The organism is Bacteroides muris (ex Fokt et al. 2023) (assembly GCF_024704895.1).
In the GTDB taxonomy this organism is placed as follows: Bacteria; Bacteroidota; Bacteroidia; order Bacteroidales; family Bacteroidaceae; genus Bacteroides; species Bacteroides muris.
Map to the genome: position 1 here is coordinate 50,267 of NZ_JAMZEE010000023.1, position 19,227 is coordinate 69,493.

The 19,227-nt window shown below is 49.3% G+C and carries 9 protein-coding genes; all 9 read right to left on the bottom strand.

Annotated elements, in window-relative coordinates:
* Positions 1 to 65: 65 nt before the first annotated feature.
* Positions 66 to 1,697: a TonB-dependent receptor gene (locus tag M1B78_RS10680; protein ID WP_257940656.1), complete on the bottom strand. Its 1,632-nt coding sequence runs from the start codon at positions 1,695 to 1,697 to the stop codon at positions 66 to 68.
* Positions 1,698 to 1,740: 43 nt separating this feature from the next.
* Positions 1,741 to 4,785 carry a tetratricopeptide repeat protein gene (locus tag M1B78_RS10685; protein WP_257940657.1) on the bottom strand — a complete coding sequence of 1,015 codons (3,045 nt, stop codon included), beginning with the start codon at positions 4,783 to 4,785 and terminating at the stop codon, positions 1,741 to 1,743.
* 104 nt (positions 4,786 to 4,889) lie between these two features.
* On the bottom strand, positions 4,890 to 5,429 hold the full coding sequence (locus M1B78_RS10690; RefSeq protein ID WP_136011084.1) for an NUDIX domain-containing protein: 540 nt from the start codon (positions 5,427 to 5,429) through the stop codon (positions 4,890 to 4,892).
* A gap of 375 nt (positions 5,430 to 5,804) precedes the next feature.
* Positions 5,805 to 9,296, bottom strand: coding sequence for an amylo-alpha-1,6-glucosidase (locus tag M1B78_RS10695; protein ID WP_257940658.1), 3,492 nt, complete (start codon positions 9,294 to 9,296; stop codon positions 5,805 to 5,807).
* A 16-nt stretch (positions 9,297 to 9,312) separates the two neighbouring features.
* Positions 9,313 to 11,796 (bottom strand): glycoside hydrolase family 127 protein, encoded by a 2,484-nt coding sequence (locus M1B78_RS10700; protein WP_176468183.1) that lies wholly within the window; start codon positions 11,794 to 11,796, stop codon positions 9,313 to 9,315.
* Between the two features lie 23 nt (positions 11,797 to 11,819).
* A complete protein-coding gene (locus M1B78_RS10705; RefSeq protein WP_257940659.1) occupies positions 11,820 to 13,805 on the bottom strand; it encodes a glycoside hydrolase family 127 protein in 1,986 nt (661 codons plus the stop codon).
* A gap of 129 nt (positions 13,806 to 13,934) precedes the next feature.
* Positions 13,935 to 14,345 (bottom strand): hypothetical protein, encoded by a 411-nt coding sequence (locus tag M1B78_RS10710; protein ID WP_176468181.1) that lies wholly within the window; start codon positions 14,343 to 14,345, stop codon positions 13,935 to 13,937.
* A gap of 5 nt (positions 14,346 to 14,350) precedes the next feature.
* Positions 14,351 to 15,871 (bottom strand): RagB/SusD family nutrient uptake outer membrane protein, encoded by a 1,521-nt coding sequence (locus M1B78_RS10715; protein WP_257940660.1) that lies wholly within the window; start codon positions 15,869 to 15,871, stop codon positions 14,351 to 14,353.
* A 19-nt stretch (positions 15,872 to 15,890) separates the two neighbouring features.
* Positions 15,891 to 18,944, bottom strand: a complete 3,054-nt coding sequence (locus M1B78_RS10720; protein ID WP_257940661.1) for a SusC/RagA family TonB-linked outer membrane protein — start codon at positions 18,942 to 18,944, stop codon at positions 15,891 to 15,893.
* Between the last annotated feature and the right edge of the window lie 283 nt (positions 18,945 to 19,227).

The window sequence follows — 19,227 nt, forward strand, 5'->3', positions numbered from 1 at the left end:
TAAGGAGAATTTAGCAAAAATGACCTTTTTTGTTCAATTTAGAGCTCCGGCTCGCAGTGACTCCATTAAAACCGAAAGCTTACTCCACCCAAGAAATTGAGGCCTTCTGATGGGCATCCCCAGTAGTATTGGTAATTTTTGTTTAACAGATTGTTGACGTGTGCATATACCGAAATTCCTTTGAAGAGTTCATAACTGCCGCTCAGGTAGAGGTTGCTGACGGGGTCTGCTTTGCTCTCCTCTACTCCTTGGCGGGCAATGTGCCGGTAGCCGATACCGACAAGCAGCGGAGAGATGGGACGTACTTTGAGGTCGAGATTACCTTCTATGGCAGGTTTGAAGCTCACTATGACATCAGGACCGTCTGTGTCCGTTGTCCAATGACGATAGACGGCATTGGCGGCGAGATAGAAGATGTCCTTATAGTTATAGCTTAGGTCGGCTCCGGCGTAGAAGTTCTTGGTGTCTTCTTCGAGGAGAACATTACTTATTCCGTCATTTTTGACGGTCGGAGTATCAATCAAGTCGTTTTTCAAATCCTGATACCCGCCATAGAGGTTGAACCACAATCCGCTGACGGGGCTTGCCTTGAAGCCGATGGCAGCGTTGAGTTGTTCGTAGGTGTCATCCGGCTGTTGGTTGGTTATTCCATAAGGCGTGATGGTTTCCAGACGGCGGAAGTCGTTCTGCAGCCGTCCTCCCTTGCCTTGTGCATAAAGGATGTAGCTGTCCGAGAAGATGTATTGTATGTCTACGTCGGGTGCGGCGCGGAACTGCTTGCCGAAGCCAAAAGCCAGGTCGACGTGTGCACCGAGGCGTATTCTCCAGTCGTCATTCTGAAAAAGATAATAGGGGTTGAAGTCTGCGCTGGTGTGGTTTTCGAGCCGTTCGTCGCCGTAGAATATGTTGTTCATGGCAAACGCCATACCGATGGTCTGTTCATCGGAGATGGAGCCGGTGACATCGGCTTTCGTACGCACGATGTTTTCTTTGATGTTGCTTACCATGAGGTCGTGTTGCCGTTGGTAGAGCAGCAAATTGGTTTCGGCACGGAATCGGAGAGGCATATCCTCACTCGTGGAGCTTACCCCAAGATGTACGTCGCCCGAAACAAATTTCTGCTTGCCGGCGATGGAACCGGGCAGGGAGTTGAAGTTGCTTTGGTTGAACTTCCCGGTAATGTTCATATCGACTTTGTCGAAGGCGTGTACGTAATCCAGGCCGGCATGGGTGCGATAGTAGAAGGAGTTCCACTTCCCGCCGTTGCTCGGCAAGTCCAGTTTGCCATCCATGCCATCCATGCCGAATGTCAGGTTGAGGCGGTCTTTGGAAGACAAGGAGAACAGATAGTTGGCGCGTATATCGAGGTTGCCGTAGTTCCCATATCCGAGACGTGCATAGCCGGGCTGTGCTTTCGTCTGCGTCTCTTTCCCGGTATAGGCTTGCATGATGCCTGCGGGGATTTGGGTTGCCGGCATCAGGGTGGCGTCATATTCCACCGCCTTCTTGCTGACGGTAGGAGGTTCCACTTTGGGCAGCACGTTTACTTTGGAGGCATCCATGATGTCCGGGTTGTATTCTTGTTCCACGACTACCGTACGGTTCATGGTGGTGTCCTGGGGTTGTGTCTGGGCTTGTGCTTCCAGAGAGAGCACCGCGAGGGTGACTCCTGCAAGGATGTATGTTATCTTTTTCATATCTTTCACGCTTTCTATGTTGTTTTTATTCCTTAAAGTGGGCTTACTTCAATTTTTCCAGTCTTTCATTAATCATCCCTTGTATATCGTCGTCGGCCTGGTAGTTCTGTTGCAAGCTCAACAAGTACTGGCGTGCGTCAAGCTTCTTGTCCATGGCTGCATATACATCCGACAGAAGGATGAAACTGCGTGCCAGCCAGTAGGCATGCGGTGTGCTCTGGTCAATGAAGTTAAGGATTTCCTTTTCAGCCGAAGCATAGTTGCCGGCGTTGTACCATTGCAGCGCCACCAGGTATTTGGCTTCGGCTCCATAAAGGGTACGGGTGTCTTTTGCCAGCAATTGCAGGTCGTCCATCGCTTTCTTGTCGGCTTTCTGGTTCAGGTATGCCTTGGCACGGTAGTACAGAGCTTCGTTGCGAAGTTCCGGAGACAACTTGGCTTCGGCAAGCAGGTCTGTGGCGGCGTTGATTACTTCCGCGTCATCGTGCATCAGCGCTCCGCAACGAAGTATGCCGATGGCACCGAGTTGCCGGCGTTCTGCCGTGGTGGCCTTGGCCTGCAACTGCTTGTAGTCGGGCAATGCCTGGTCGTACTGCTGGCGGTTGAACAAGATTTCTCCATGCATCAGCAAGGCTTCTTCAGAGTACGGGTTGTCGGGATATTCCAGCAGTTTCCCGGCATGCTCCAATACCGCCTCGTCATCCTTCTGCTCTTTGCCTATGACACACAGATAGTAGTGGGCATTCAGGCTGAAAGCGCCTTCCGGGAAACTTTGCAGATAGCGGGTAAAGCTGTCTTTGGCAGGTGCAGGCTCACCTTTCATGTATGTCTTTTCGGCAGCGATGTAAGTCAGTGAGTCTTGTTCGCTGGGCTCGAAGCGGATTTCGCCCGGCATCTGGGCGGCGAGGGCGGCAAACTCGTCCACGCGGTTGGCATCTACGTAGATGGACTTCAAGTCGCGCATGGCAAGGCGGGCTTCCTCACTTCCGGGGTATTGGGTGATCACATGCTTGTAGGCTTCTATGGCACGGTCATAGTCATCGTTCTGATAGTAAAGCAGGCCGATTTCGGCAGCGGCTTTACGGCTGACAGGGCTTTCAGGATATTTGGCAAGCAGTTCGCGGAAGGTAGCGATGGCTTGGCCGCTGTTGTTGCTCTGTACGTAGGAACGTCCCTTCTCGTAGAGGGCGTTGATGGCGTAGGGCGAGTTGGAGTATTTGGCTGCAAGTCGGTTCAGCATGTTCACCTTTTCCGTATGGTTTTTCTGCATGCCATATACCAGTGCTAATTGATAGACGGCATAGTCTCCGGCGGGAGTGTTCAGGTTCTCGGCTTTGGCATAGCATTGCTTGGCTTCCTCGAAGCGGCGGGCGTGCAGGTTGCAGTCTCCGATGCGGTTGTAGGCATCGGCCAGTGCGGTCGGGTTTTCGCCTTTCTCCAATTGGACGAAGTTGCGGAAACGGTTCTCTGCCGCCGCGTAGTCCTTTTGGTGGAAAGCGATGTAACCAAGATTGTAATAGGCAAGGGCGAACATTTCCGTATCCCTCTGCCGGGTGAGCGACAGATATTCGTTGAAATTGCGGGCGGCTTCTCTCATTCGGTTCAGGCGGTAATAAGACTCGCCAAGCCAGTAGAGGGCGTCTGCTTTGGTGTGGAGGTTGTATTGTCCCAACGCGACGCTTTGGTTGAAGTGTCCGATGGCCTGCTCGAATTGTGTGTTGGCAAAAGACTGGGTTCCGAGGTGGAACAGAATCTTTTGTTTGGCTTCCAGAATGGCCTTGCTGGGGTGGGAGATACGGCCGATGGACTTGAGGGCAGCATCGTAGCTGCGTGTGTTCATGTACACTTCCACCAGGTAGTTGCCGACTTTCTCGGCATATGGAGAGTTCGGGAACTCGTTCAGGAATTTCTCAAAGACGGTCACCGATTCGCCGAAAGCGGAATAGGAGGTCTCGTGAATGCACAAGGCGTAGTTATAGGCAGCTTGTTCCTTGATTCTCATATCAGCGTTGGAAGCGGCGGCCTGCTCGAAGGCCATACGCGCTTTGGGCTTGTCGGCCAGTTGCAGATAGGCCAGTCCCATGTGCAGGTATGCGTTTTGCGAAAGGGCGTCGTTTTCGGTAGTCACTTTGCCGAGGACGGAGGGGACTTGCGAATACACGCCACATTGATAATAGGACATTCCCAGCATGTAAAGGGCATCCCTTCTATGAGTGGAAGATTCGGCATTGTGCTTTATATGTTGTTCGAAGGATTTCACGGCTTCGTGGTACTTCCCGAAATGGTATTCGGCTGTACCGAGGATACGGTTCAGCTCTGCCGCATGCGTGTAGCTCAGGCCGTCGGGATGGGCTGACAGCGCATTCTGCGCCACGATTTCAGCCTTGTCATATTGTTTCTTCAGCAAATAGATTTCGGCAATGTAATAGGGAACCAAATCCTTGTACTTGGCATTGTCTTGCAAAGGCAGGAAGCCGCCGAGCGCTTCGTCATACCGTCCTTGGGTATATCGGATATAAGAGATGTAGTAAGCGCAGTCCGCTGCATACTTACGGCTGGTGCTGCGCAGAGTCTCGAACCAGATTGCCGCCTCCTTTACATTACCGGTTTTCAGATAGCAGGTGGCAAGGCGGTAGGTCATGTCATCCCGCTCTTCGGAACCCAGCAGGTCGAGGCGGGTGGAGTTGAACATGGCAAGGGCATCGTCATGATTGCCTTCGAAGAAGTAGGCGGAGGCAATCAATGCATAGATGCGGTTGGCATGGGGAGTATCGGGATATTCGTCCATGAAGGCACGGAGCAGGTCTATGCTTTGGGGGGCTCTGAGTTCGTATGCGGCGCATACCAGCATGTATTCCGCTTCTTGCCGCTCGCCGGTATCAGGCAGAGGCTTGCCGTCTGCATTCATCTGGCGTACATAGGCTTGCAACGGAGAGATGGCGGCAGCATAGGCCTTTTGCTGGAATAACGTTTGTCCTTCCTTGTAGAGTCGCTTGGGAGAAGTACTCTTCTCGCTTGTTTGTGCTGAGGCGAGTAAAGGTGCGCAACAGAGTGCTGTGCACAATATTCGGGAGATTTTATGTTTCATTTTCTTTTGTTAGAATAGGTGTTTTACAAAAATACGGGTTTTAACCCGAAAATGTTACACTTGTTTGGCTTTTTTAGGATATATACCATAATAAGAACGGATAATCATTCGCTTTTGTTCTTGCGCATATCTTCCAGAAAGATCTCCAGTCCTTTGCGGATGGAGTTGAGTCCAAAGTCTTCCGTACGGATGTCTTTCAGGGGAAGGAAGAAGAGGGATGCCGCATCGTCCATCGCCCTGAAGTGTGAGGCGTCTTCCACCGTACAACGGAAAAACATATCCAGTGTGTGTACGGGGAAGCCCGAATAGATATAAATGTTGGGCAGGGAGAAGAGGTATTCGGCTTTTGTAACCCTCATGCCGGTTTCTTCCTTCACTTCGCGGGCAACACCTTCCTCGCCGGTCTCTGCCATATCAATGAAGCCTCCGGGAAGGTCCAGTGTCCCTTTTGCGGGTTCTTTGGCGCGGCGGCACACCAGCAATTCGTTCTGCCGGTTCAGAATCAGGGCGACGGTGGCGGAAGAGGGGTTGAAGTAGTAGACGAAACCGCAGTCGGCGCATTGCTTCGACTTTTCGTTATGGACTTCGAAATGGGCTGAACCGCATTTCGGACAATATTTGAATTGAGAAAGTGGATGTTCCATGATATTTTAGCCTTTGTCCGGGGGACAAAGATAATGGAAACCAGGTGTAGTATGAAAGGAACGGAGTTCTTTTTTATATTACGGGTGCGTTTACAATAGGCTGTAAAGGTGTTTACATTATGGGGTAACGGGCTTTACATTCTTAGGTAACGGTAGTTACATTATGGAGTAAAAGCTTTTACCGAATAGAGTAACGGTCTGGTAAATGTAAGACGTTGGTAAAGAGAGTTGGAAGAACAAGTTATGATGAAAGTTGTTTTTATTGGTGTAGGTTATTGTGGCAGGCAGTTGCTGCATTTGTTGCAGCGTCTGCCTGCCTTCAGAGTAGTGGCGCTTGCCAATCCGGGACTCGGTGATTCCGGTGAAAAATCAGTCTCAATCCCGGTTGGATACTTCCGGAATTCCACAATCATACGGTTGCACCGAAGCCGGTGTCGTTATAGGGTGGGCCAATCTTAATTCTATGGTGGTATCCACAAATGCTTCTTCACCTTTATCGGCAAATTCCACTTTATAGGTTGCCAGCTTCCCTTTCCGCCCCACGAAAGCTGCTCCTGCAGTTTCTGTTATTTCGGAGAGTGCCAACAATTGTATGTCATACGATTTCCCTCTTTTCCCGGCCACTTTCAAGGTATAGGTCTGGCTTCCCGGGTCGTAGCTTTCCCTTTCTATCCTTAAACCTTCGTCCGGCATGCCGTCATAAAGAGTGGGCAGGTTCGTCAGCACACCTATGCCTCCTCTGTACTTTATGCTTATCTCCTTCTTCTCACCAATCCTGAGCGGATTGAGGGAGACACGGACATTCTGTACATCTGTCGTTAGCTGATAAGGGACGGCTTCCCCGTCGATATATACCTGCTCTACCTCGGTGGCCAAAGGCAATATGGCGGCGAACTCCATGCTTGTCGGCTTTCGGCTTTCATTGGTTATCACATACCTGTACTGGCTGTCTTCCCTTTCATAGTCCAGCCCCATTCGCCGCTCTGCCGTGCGTATGTTTCGCACGTGGGCAAATGTCCAGTCGGCAGGAAAGGCCGGAGCCAATGACAGACTGTCCTTTATGGCATCCGATTTCATGCCGAGCATACCCTCGTACAGTGGCAGGAGATTCATGCTGCTCGACCATTGCTGGTGCGGACAGATGCCGGTAAAACTCAATTTGTTGCCTAAGATGACTTCTGCAATATTGCCGTAGTCCCAAGTGTCGAACAACCGCAAAGAAGAGTAAGCATGCCTGAAGCCCTGGTAACAGAGCCCTGCCCGATACTCTGCCAGTGCCGCACACCCCGTATGGAAAGGCCATATATTCCCGTAAGTATATCCTCCCAGGGCAAAGAAAGGGCTGTCGTATCCCACCATTCGCACTCCCCAGTCCGTGGAATAATACTTGTCGGAGAAATGGCGGGCGGTTGCCAGCGCCTTCCGGTGGTCGGCCAGGCCGAACAATACCGGAGTACCTCCCAGCACGCATTTGTGCTCCTGATACGTGCCGTCTCTCATCAGGCCGTGGTTGAAGAACTGCAGGGAGTCGTTCCAGAACTCCTCGTTGATGAGGCGGTGGCACGTGCGCATGTCGTTCGTGCAGCGCAGTTCCGTCTCTTTATCTTCGAGCGCCGCAGCCATGTAGGCACACTCCTTGAGCGCTTGCGTCCACACGGCAGCCAAATAAACCTCCGTATGTGCCCCATACAGCTGCCATCCCTCCTGCCATCCGTGCCCCACATTGGTGTTTTCAATGAGCCCGTCTCCGTCCGTATCCGTGGAGTAGCAGAACGACAAAGCCTTCTTGAGGTGCGGCCATTGCGACCTGATGAAAGCAACGTCTCCGCTCTTGCGCAAGTAGTTGCCTGCCAATACAAGATAGAGCGGAGTAGCATCCGAAGCGTCGTAGTGGACAGAACCGCTGGTGGTGAGCTCATGATAAACTTTCCCATCCGGACTTTGGTGTTTGCCGAATGTAGTCAGAACTTCCTTTACCTTTTCGTAGTCTCCATAGGCAGTCATGGCAATTCCCGTCCATCCCGTATCTCTGCCGAAGTACCAGGCATATCCGGGACGTCCGCTCACGGCATGTCCTCCATTCCAGCCGCGCGAAGTAGTCCAGTAACCGGACATCATCGACTTGCCAAGAGAGGGGGTATGGCAGAAAAATTTGTCGACAGAGACAAGTGCCCACTGATAGGCTTGGTTAAAAACAGAATCACTGCTCCGGATACTCAAGAAGTCTTTGTCGAAATTCCGGTAATGGGTTCTCGACGCCTCATGGACTTCCCGAGACCTGCCCATGGTGGCGTTCAATAACTCTGCGGATTGCCGGATGCCGCTTTCTCCGCCGCTTAAGTAAAGGTTCAGCCTGCCGGGGGTTCCGGCAAATGTATATAAGAAAGATACTTGTTTGTGTTTTGCCGGAATCCGGTTGAATTCCCGGATTTCTCTGTGCGAAAAATCATACATGCCCTCTTCGTATGACGTGGGCTCACGGTCGAAGGCAGCCAGAAGGTTTAAGTTACGTTCACGGTCGAATACGGTGGTCACGGCGCCGTTTTGCGCGGTTGCGTAGAAAAGCGTGCCTGTAGAGTTCAGGGAATAGGGCCACATAAGCCTCAGGTTGCTGGTGTATGTGACGTATACGTGCTCCACATCGGGGGCATCCCAACGGTAGTTGATTGCCATCAGCGGATTCTCGGGTGAAGCATGGATGATTTCCCGGAATCTGCCTTTCTCCAGCAGATACTCTCTTTCCAGGTAATCGGGAGAACGCGTGATTTGAGACGCCTGCTTGTCTAACCAGACAACCTCCTCATGATGCTTGTACTTGATGCCGACAGACAAGTCGCGAAGCACCATTATCGGATGAATCCAGATTTCTTCGATATTGCCTTGTTCTCTGCCCATTGCCAATATCTGCTGGCCGGCTACATTCCAGAAGTGGCGCTTGTCGGCTTTGCGCACGCTTCTCAGCGGCGATTCCTTGGGCTCCCAGTCCGGTTCCTCCTTCAGCGTGATTTTATAATCCGGGAAGTCCACCTTCTGGGTATGTATGCTGTCATATACCCAGTACTTCTGTTTGGATTTGAACCTGCTGTGGTCACCGCTCAGATAGTCTATGACATTATTCATGAACATTAGCAGTGTGGAGCGGTTGGCATTGGCCATCGAGAAATAGAGATAGCCGCCTATGGCCAGGATTTTGCCTTTCCCTACGGGCGTCTCCCAGATGACTTTCCTGTTCTCATGATAGCGGATGTATGCCCAGTTAATGCCCAGCACTTTGGCAGACTCTGCCCGGGGGACATTCCGCCCCGAGAAGCCGAGTGTCCGTGCTTTATGGTCTTCCCATGCCTTCCACACGTATGCCCCTCCGAACAGGCCCTCATAAATGGGATGCTCACGGTAACCGTGAAAGCCTACGGCACGCCCGAAGCCGTGGTCGCTGGCATCCTGATATTCCACTTCCACCGGTTGCGGCTCTATTTCCCAAAGATTCAGCAACCTTACGGCTTCCATGGAAAGCATGAGGCTGCCACCGCCCTTGACGAATGGCACCAGGCAGGCCTTCAGCCTTTTCTCCGTATCGTCTGTTTCGCTGCTGTCCGGGCGGTGATAGACCACAGTCTCGACTTTCTCGAGCCTTTCAGGGGTCAATTCTTCAATGGGCACTACCGCCACTTGTTTTCCTGCCTTGCGGATGATTTGTAACAAAGAGTCGGTTTCAGCCTGTTCCGTATAGTCGGACGACAGAACCAATACCCTGCCGGGCCGGCCGCAACTTTCACAAAAAAGGCTGGTGAGTACTGCAACTATCAATAGCCGGACGGATTTCCGGTGGACGGAGCGAACAAATGATGATATGTAGTTCGGTTTCATAACTCTTGCCTGATAATTATTCTATAACGACTTCCAATATGCCTACGGCCGAGTCCGGTTTCGGCTTTATGTGGAGGCGCAGGGCATCGGCTTTGATGGCTTCCGCAGGATGTACCATGTTGAACTGGTCGGGCAGGATGCCATAGTGGTCGGTAGAATATAGTCTGAACTTGTTCCACTGCCCGTTGGCTTGATATTCCATATCCCAGGAGGCAGGCACTTGCACCCCTCCCTGGTCGTCGTACCAATATACGGACACGCTCTCAACGTCCGATTCTTTCTTCAATTTAATCTCCACTTGTTGTGCTGTACCTTTTTGGGGCCAACTGGTCCAACGGATGATACTGTTGTCGGATGAACTTTTCGGGAACTGCCCGTCGGCAATGGCATAGACGTCATCGCTCCCGTTGGTATGTGTGGCACTGACATCTGCTATGTTGTCTACCGTGCGAATCATTTCCTTGGCCGCAGTTTCCGCATGGCGGGCAAACCATACATTCATGGTGACATTATCCCCACGGTTGTTCCAGGCATAATAGGGAATCAGTGTAAGTGTGGCAGGGAGCTCGGTTTCGCCTTCTATGGCCGAAGCATTCAGCGAGATACGGGGAATTCCCTTGAGAATACCGTCGGCGAATGCCTCTATACGGCCCTCTTTACCGATTTGGCTGATGATGTAGTTGGATGCGGGATGTTCGTTGTCGGGCTGTTCGGCGCAATATACCAAGGGGCCGCGCGTGATGCAGATTCGGTCGCGGTCTGCTTCTACACGTTCGTCTGCACTTGAGTATCGTATGGGCATGGGCAGTTGTAACACTACCTTGTCACCCTTATTCCATTTACGCTTCACCGGCACATATCCGTCTATGGATTTTGTTTTGGCTTGTTTCCCGTTTATATATAAGGATGCGTCGGTCGAGATGTTATCAGCATAGCTGTAAAGCTCTCCCGGAACAAAACGGTCTGTGCTCCATGTAGGGATGCGTAGCCATAGTGTAAATTCGGTTCCGTCATTTTCCGGCTCTATCTCCATTTCGATGGTTCCGTCAAAAGGATAATCTGTCTGCTGTTTCAGTTTGATTCGACCGGTTTTCAAAGGAACCTCGGCAGAACTGCTGGCGTAAAGGGCACAATAGATATCATTGTCGGCATGTGAATAAATCATACCGGGAACCTGAGGTATCAGGCGTGCCATATTCGAGGGGCAACATGCGGTTCCGAACCATGGAGAACGTCCGGCCCTGCCGTGGTTGAAGGCTTTTTTCCCGTCAGCCTCCAGCACGTTGACATAGAAGAAACGGTTGCCTTGGATATTTACGCCTGCCAACACATTATTGTATAAGGCCACTTCGGCAACATCTACGTATTTGGCATCTCCGGAGGCAAGGAACATGCGATAATTGAAGAATACGTTGCCTACGGCTGCACATGTCTCGTCGTATGTATTTTTGTTGGGCAGTACATATTCCGGTCCGAATCCTTCGATACCGGGTACTGCGCCCAGCCCCCCGTTGATGTGCATCTTTTTGTCTACAATGTCATGCCAGATACTTTCCAGTGCCGGTATGAGGGTAGTGTCTCCTTTGGTTGCAACAATGTCTGCCATGCCGGAGTAAAGGTACATGGCCCGTACGGAGTGCCCTTCTGCACTGCGTTGTTCGCGTGCCGGCAGATGTTGTTGGCTGTAGCTTGCAGACATGATTCCGCTTCCGTCCGGTTTGTAGGTCACTCCACGTATGTCAATAAACTTTTTTGCCATCTCCAGATAAAGGGGATTTTCTGTAACCTGATACAATTTGACCAGAGCCAGTTCTATCTCCTCATGACCGGGGGCTTGGTTCATAGGGTTACCGTCATTGTAATTGGGGTCTCCTTCAAAAAACACTCTGTTGATGTGTTGCGCGCTTTTTTCCGCTACATCCAGCCATTTCCGTTTTCCTGTTGCACGATAGTATGCAACGGCACCTTCATACATGTGTCCCATGTTATAAAGCTCGTGACTGTGTATCACGAAAGAGTATGGCTTGTCACCTGCTCCCCAACCAAGCTTGCGCATGGAGGGAGATACGGTGAACAATTCGTATAAATAACCGTCCGGACACTGGGCATCGGCAATGATGTCAATAATCTCATCCATCTGCTTTTCCAGTTCGGCATCTTTCTCTATCTTGAGCAGATAGGCGGCTCCCTCCATGACTTTAAACAGGTCGGATGCTACATAGCGCGGCAGGTTAAGCAGATTTTCCTCTTTTCCGCTCTTGAGATAAGCGGCAGTCCGGCGTAGGTTTTCCACAACAGGCTGTGTCTTCTCTAACGAGAAGGGTACCAAAGTATGCTTTTGGGTTCTCAAACGAGGGAGCCAGAACTGATCTTGCAGGGTTACCTCCTCGAATGAGACGGGGGTGAGCGGCTGTGGCTCTTTTTTTATGGTGCTGTTCTGGCATGATGGCAATACCAGCATTGACAGAATACATCCTGAGATGAGATTACGTATTTTCATGATTTCAAAGTATTTGTTCGTTATTATTTTCTTGTAACGGGGAATTCTGTAATGCGCAAGGTGGTGCAACCGTAGGGGACAAGCACAATGTCTTCAAGCGGTGAGGTCTCTACTTGGTATTGGGTGCTGTAGGGCAATGGGCCCGCGGAACCGTTGTACATCTGCCATTCCTTCATCCGTTTTCCTTGGGTGTGGATTTCTATAGGTGCATTTTCCAAGTTCCAAGGATAACCTTGTACGTTTTTCTCGACAACCTTGAACGCTTCCGTTAGTTTTTCGGCTTTTAGCGCCTCTTCGGGTAAGCAGTAATTCCACGCCGTAGTCGGGTACACTTCATAGTACCAGTCGCCGTAGTGTTTGCCAAACTTCCGGTCATCCTGCACCTTTTTCCAGCTTTCACCTATTTTGAGTGCATATACCAATGGTCCCCGTTCTATAACGGCAGAACGTTCATACCAGCGAGAAACCTTGATGTCCATCGGCATTTCCAGTTCTACAACATCATTGGATGTCCATTCCCGATAGACTTTGATGATAGAGCCGGCGGCGGCTTTTCCCCATTTCCGGTCGTTTACTTTTACAACGGCTTCCTTGCACCAGTGCGGGACGCGCAAGTGCAGTGGGAAGGCCACTTTTTTCGTTTTCCGGTCTAATATGGACAGTTTGAAACGGATATTTCCTTCAAAAGGATAGCTTGTATTTTCCGTTATCTGTACATTGGTTCCATTCCCTACTTTGGCCGTTACGCTGGATGGTGAGTAGAATAGGGCAGCCAGTCCTCGGTCTTCAGTGGCAAACCACAGGTTGCGCGTGAACTTCGGCCAGCCTTGATGCAGGTTCGAGGTGCAGCAAGGATATCCTGTCAGCAGCCCGAACAGTTGGTCGGTACCGTTATAGCAGGTTACGAAGTTACGGTCTTGGCGTGATATCTGTACTTGGTTCAATTGTTGATAATACTGCCTGGCATCGAAATTGTCGGTAATCTGTGTGGGCAGTGCATTGAATGTGATTCGTTCCAGCCAGTCGGCCCAATCCGTGCGTCCGGTAATCTCGACCATTTTTTCCAAGGAAAACATCATCTCGACAGCGGTACATAACTCCGAGCCTTGAGTGGGATTCCCCGTATGTAACAGCTCGTCTCCACCATAAAGCCCGATAGGCCATCCATGGGTTCTCATCAAGTCTTTGTAGCCCATGTCGATGGCATCCATGTGAGAACGGTCTTTGGTTGCCTGATAGCGGATGACAGGTTGCTTGATGCCCTGCGCCAGATTCACGCAGTGCACGCTGAACAAGCTGTTCATCATGTCTCTTTTGAGGAATTCGCCCGTCCAATCGGCAGTTTGCTCGGTGACCAAGTCGCCAAGTTCCAGCAAGAATTTCTCACCGGTAATATTGTATAACCAATATATGACCAACAGGTTGTCTCCGCCACGCATCTTCCCCCAATAGGTCCAATGGTTCAGTGGTGTGATATTCAGCTGTTTTAACTGGTATTTAAAGTAACGGGTCATGAATGGAATCACACGTTCGTCCCCGGTGGCATCATAATACTGTTTCAAGAATTTCAGAACCACCATCTTAGGCCACCAGTCTTTGGCATTGTTACGTTGCAATCCTGCTTCAGGTTCTCTGTCTGTATCCGGACCGAAATAGCCATCGGCTTGCTGGCTTTGCAGCGCCCATTCAATCCAAGGCTGTACTTTCATCTTCAGCTTGGTGTCGTCCATGATGTAGGCTAGTGGCAACAACCCGTCAATCCAGTATGGCCCGCGTTCCCATACGTCACCGTCGCCGCCCAGCCATCCGTTACGTGCTCCCATCACTTTCTCGTATAATTCATCCAGATGTCCGGTCATGCCGTCGCACATGCGTTGCATTTGCTCTTTCAGCCATCCTTCCGGACGAACGGCTCCTAAAGGAAGTTCCATATAGTTTTTCTTCAATAATGGGGCACGGTTATTCAGATAGAGGTCGTTTTCTATATTTTGCGCTTTTGCGGTAGTCATAAATAGTAGTACAAAAACTGTGATAAAAAAAGATTTTTTCAGCATATTGTTTTTCTTAAAGAGAATAATTTTGATAGAATGTATATAGGGCATACTTATGAAAGTATGCCCTCATGTAGATTGAAATTTTTATTCCAATGTCACCCAATGATAAGTAGTCCCACTGTTCATTAACAAGTAACGGGTGGTGGCAACTGCGGTGGTGTTTCCTTTGGTAACTTTCAGATAGTAATTGCCTTTCAACTGTTCTGCGCCTTGATGGGATTTGTCAAATTCTTCCAGTGTAAAAAGCGCTTCCCCTTTTCCGTTGGTTTGCTTGGTCAGATATACATTGGAACCGTTGTCTCTGTCGGCTTCCGTCTTATATATTTCTACCGTGGCGCCGCTGATGGGTTCGGTATGGTTCTCGTCGGCTACGGCCACTACACAGAGCCCCCATGGAATATTTCCTTGAAACTCTTCCCAAACGCCGCTTCTGTCACAAGAAATGGGCAATAATGCCAGAAGTACTGCAAATGTTTTATAGATATACGTTTTCATTGTTCTTAGAATTTATATTTTGAATTGGCGTCTTTCTCACCGCCGAATGTATAACTCTCTAAACCATAAGTCTTCAACTCATAGCAAGGAACCGGCAACTGCCTGAAAGAGCGGGTTGTGAGTTGGTATTCATCGACCGGGGTCCTTCTTCTGTCATAGAAGGAGGTTGCAGGGTAGGGGAAGCCACATTCTATGAATCTCTCATAATAGAGGGCTTTTATTATCTCTTCTGCAGCAGAGGCCGGTGTGATGTCCTTCAAATGGCCTCGTCCTTCCCGTGTCACGTTAATCAAGGTAACGGCTTCGTTCGTCTTGCCCGTGTTCAGCAAGGCTTCGGCATAGATGAGGTCTGATTCCACCTTTGTGAAAAGGAATTCATCTCCGTTACCGTCAGTTGCATAGTCATTGAAACGGTTCAGGGAATAAGGGCTGTAATTGGTATATCCCGTAAAACTTGTACCTGAAGGGGACTTGTGTTCCGGTGTATAGATAAAGTCCGTCAATAGGCGGTGGTCAGGGCTTTTGAGTTCCGGCAGAGTTGCTGTGCTGCCAAAGTCTCTGGGAAGTGGCCATTTGGCATTTGCGTCATTAGGACACATCATTTTTAGGATGCGCATGCCGATTCTGACCCATCCGCCTGTAGGAGCTGCGTTTTGTACCAATGTCCATTGTTCGTAGTCGTTGTTGGGCAAAGTTGCTATGATGTCTTCTGCAAGTCCGTTCTTTGCATAACCCGATACCTTGTTCCAATCTACGGTAGCCGCTTCCTCTTTGTTACGTGGAAAATAAGCAAGACAACGGGCTGCCATGAAGTTGGCCAACTGCTTTAGCTTGCCTCCGGTTGCCATTGTGTTGTTCGGGAACATTCCGCTCAAATTAGCGAAGTCGCCTTTTTCTTCGCAGATGCTTATGCACTTGTCCAGATAATCCAAAGCTGCGGATTGTACGCTGCTGGCCGGTACCAGACTTTCGCCGGTGATAGAGATTACATCTGTGGTTTCGGTAATCAGGAAGCACTGGTCAAACAGCAGGGCCATTTCCGTATAGCATGTACCCATCAGGAAATAGGTGTTTGCCAATATCTTGTAGGTGGCATCCTGCCCGCCTTCCGTATAAACTACCCCGTTGTCAATGGCTGCCAGTATGTTCTTTAGGGTGTTAATCATGCCGTAGAAATCATACCATATAGCTTTGGGAAAAGTAGAATCCTCGTTCGAATTGTCTATTTCGGGTTTATCAAAACCATCATAGTACGACCAGGTTTTCAGGTTAAAGTTGCCCGCTCCCGGGGCGTATTGGTCGGATACGGTTCCCAGAGGCCAGATGGCTTCGTTGCCCCATCCTAGCAAGGCGCTCCAGTAGGAACTGCATACTCCGGACAGCAGTGAAGGATATTGGTTTGCGTCACTCATCACCGTATTGATGTCCGGTGAATATTCGTTCTTTATGTCCATTCCCGAGAAGTAGCTGTCGCAGGAAGTAAAGAACACTGCCAATAATGACAATAGATATACTTTCGTTTTCATGATATATACTTATTTTTTATTAGAAGTCAATGGATATGGTTCCTGTTACGGTTCTTATGTCTGATGGGTATTTGGGAGTCTCGATTCCGTTCAGCACACCGCCTTCAATGGTACGGGTTTCGGGGTCCGGTCCGGAGAAGTTTGTGAGGGTAAACAGGTTACGCCCGATAACTCCTACCTTTACTCCTTTGAGGAAATCGAGTCCTATGCTTGCCAGTTGATTCCTTGTAAAACGATAGTTGAGTGCCATCTCCCTCATCTTCAGGAATGTGGCTTCTTCCATGAAAGATTCGGTAGGATGCTGGTTCGTATAGTTATACGACTTACGCTGTACCCATGGTTTTTCAGACTGGTCCCAAAGCTTGGCGTTGCGACCTGCAAAACTCATATACATCTTCGTATTGTTGAACAGGAGGCCTCCTTGTTGCCATGACATGGTGAAATAGAATGTCAGGTTTTTCCAAGTGAGTGTATTGGTCATATTCATGTTGAAGTCAGGGTTCATGTTCCCCAGATAGACCTTCTTGTTGTTACCTTTTTCGTCCAATACATACATGTGGGCTTCTTCAGTCGTACCTACTCTGTCTTTGCGTACTACATAGCCGTAATTGTTGATTGTGAATACGTCTTCTGCCGTTTGTCCGGGTTTGATGTCCTTGTGGGTTCTTACCTCGTCAAGTGAAGTGGCAAATTTCGTTCCGAAAAGTTTTCCGTAGGTTTCGTTGGAGTTGATGTACAAGTTACCTGAAGTGAAGTTCGGCCTGCCTAATTCACCTACTTTCTGATGCATTTTGTCCCATGTCAAGGTCACATCCCAAGACATGTTTTTCTTCTGGATGAGGTTGGCGTTCAAGGTAGCCTCATAGCTTTGCACGAAGAACTCTCCAAGATTGATGTTCTGGTAAGAGAATCCTGTGATGCCCGATACCGCCATCACGTAGGGAAGGTCTGTATTGCGCTTATGCGAATATGTCAATGCCAAATCAAAACGTTTCATGAACCGGACGTCAAGTCCGACTTCGAGTTCTTGCGACAAAGCGGCCTTCAATTTGGCGTTTCCCATTTGCGAGGCTCCATACAGTGAACCTGCGCTCATGCTGTAAGTCTCGTATTTGGCGCCATAGGCGGGAAGGATACCTGCGGTACCGTATGAGATTCTGGGTTTCAATATGTCTATGTGGGGGATATCGAAAGTCTTGGCAATGTTCCATGCACTCGAGATACGGTAGTAGGTGTTCCACATGTTGTCGTCACCAATGACAGATGCTCCGTCTCTGCGGACCAAGGCATCAATCATATAGGTGTCTTTATAGTCCCCTTGGAATACGGCAGTGTAACTGTTGGAAACAATCCGGCGTCCGTAGGAGTTTATATCCAATGTGGTGGGGTCGGCCAATTCAAGGGATATATTGTCCATGCCCGATACGGCCAGTCTTGAACCTCCGCCATACACTGATTCATACTTGTCGTCTTCGTACAGATATTGCAGCTTCAAGGAAGTATTGAAGTCGTTGAATTTCTTTGTAAACAATGCTCCTGCTTCGAGGTTGTGCTTGAAGTCGTTCGATGAGCTGGTGGAGATGGAGCCCAGTTCCCGGTCTGTCCCATCAGGAGATGATACTTTCAGGTTACCTTTAGGCTTCAGGCTATAGCTTTGGGAATGGCTGAAGTCAATGCTGTAGTTGGCATTCAGGCTGAGCCATTCAAAGGGCTGATAGCGCAGGGCGTATGCCCCTAAGAATCTGTTTGAATTACTTTCGGCACGTGAATTGGCAAAAGTGTACAGAGGATTGGCATTGTTGCGGGTTGACACAACGTTCGGATTGATTTTGTATGGCGTGCCGTCTATGTTGTCAGCGGTGAAGTCGGCATTGGGATCGGCATAGAAAATGTCATCGAAACTGATGTTACGGTTGTCGCTGTGAGAGCGTACGTACATGTTGGATGTGGACAGCATGAGTTTGTCCGAAAGCTTGGCATCCATGTTTGCACGGAAACTGGTGCGGTTCACCCCTTTCAACAATCTCACGATACCGGGATTCTTGGTGTTCTGAATGGAGGCGTAATAATTGATATCGCCACTCTTTGAACGTCCTGTAAGGCCGAATGTGTTGGATGAGAAGAGGCGGGGCACGAAGAAGTCGTCATAGGCATCGTGGGACATATCGTATTTGTTGTCCCAAATTCCGTCGTTCTCAATAGCAGAGGTGATGTTGCCGTTGCCGTCCACTACATGTCCGTGGGCGGTTGTCCTTTCGGGGACGAAACCAATCCAGCTTGCGCCTACTTCAGACTTGAAAGTTACGTCCACTTGGCCATTTTCCAGACTGCTGCCACGTTTGGTAGTGATTGATACGACGCCGGCAGCCGCTTTTGCTCCGTAGAATGATGCGGCAGCTGCGCCTTTGATGACTTCGATGTTCTCAACATCTTCCATGTTGATGTCTTTAAGTGAGCCTCCGGTTACGATGCCATCTACTATAATCAACGGTTGGTCTGTGCTGGCGAATGAGATGGCGCCACGCAATTGGATGATGGGCTCATCATTTGGATTGCCTGTAGTGGGTAATACTTTGATACCCGGCATCTTTCCGGACAAAGTGGTTGCAACTGAGGTTCCGGTTACTTCTTTAAGTGCCGTTTTTTGTACTTTCTCAACACTGAAAGATAATTTTTCCCGTGAGGTGCCTCGAGCCACCCCGGTTACAATTACTTCCGAAAGCAACTCATTGTTTTCCATTAAAGTCACTTTCAGATTCTGCTTGGCTTTCACCTCTTGCGTGGTATAGCCGATGTAAGTGATTACTAAATTGGAACCGGCAGGAACGGTCAGTCTGAATTTGCCGTTTTCATCGGTGATAGTACCGTTGGTGGTTCCTTTTACCATAATGTTGACCCCAGGCAGAGGTACTCCATTGTTGTCCTCGACTGTGCCTGATACCTGTATGGACTTCTGTTGCTGGATGCTTGTAACAGAAAGTTCATCAGTATTGGCGAATGCTGTTGTTACAACGGGATATAATCCTATTGTTATCAACAGGAATGTTTTACATAGCCAATAGTTTCTTTTCATGCTATTAGTTGTTAGGTTGAACAAATATTGATTGATTTTTACGGAAGCGAAAATAGACAGTTTGCTGTGGTCATGTTGATGAATTCGTATCAAAAAAAGGGAAAATCATATCAAAGAGAAAAAGAGTGAATATTGTATCAATGAAATAGGAATATCGTCTCATTTCGGCTTTCGGAATATCCTCTGTCCGAATTTCATTATGAATATAACCCGTTGGTTGAATTAAAATTCTAAATATTTACAAATGAAAAAGTTGCACAATTTGCGGATTATTATTAAATTA

Excerpts from the sequence above, each read along its gene's own strand:
- M1B78_RS10680 (WP_257940656.1), bottom strand. The coding sequence starts at position 1,697 with ATGAAAAAGATAACATACATCCTTGCAGGAGTCACCCTCGCGGTGCTC.
- M1B78_RS10685 (WP_257940657.1), bottom strand. The coding sequence starts at position 4,785 with ATGAAACATAAAATCTCCCGAATATTGTGCACAGCACTCTGTTGCGCA.
- M1B78_RS10690 (WP_136011084.1), bottom strand. The coding sequence starts at position 5,429 with ATGGAACATCCACTTTCTCAATTCAAATATTGTCCGAAATGCGGTTCA.
- M1B78_RS10695 (WP_257940658.1), bottom strand. The coding sequence starts at position 9,296 with ATGAAACCGAACTACATATCATCATTTGTTCGCTCCGTCCACCGGAAA.
- M1B78_RS10700 (WP_176468183.1), bottom strand. The coding sequence starts at position 11,796 with ATGAAAATACGTAATCTCATCTCAGGATGTATTCTGTCAATGCTGGTA.
- M1B78_RS10705 (WP_257940659.1), bottom strand. The coding sequence starts at position 13,805 with ATGACTACCGCAAAAGCGCAAAATATAGAAAACGACCTCTATCTGAAT.
- M1B78_RS10710 (WP_176468181.1), bottom strand. The coding sequence starts at position 14,345 with ATGAAAACGTATATCTATAAAACATTTGCAGTACTTCTGGCATTATTG.
- M1B78_RS10715 (WP_257940660.1), bottom strand. The coding sequence starts at position 15,871 with ATGAAAACGAAAGTATATCTATTGTCATTATTGGCAGTGTTCTTTACT.
- M1B78_RS10720 (WP_257940661.1), bottom strand. The coding sequence starts at position 18,944 with ATGAAAAGAAACTATTGGCTATGTAAAACATTCCTGTTGATAACAATA.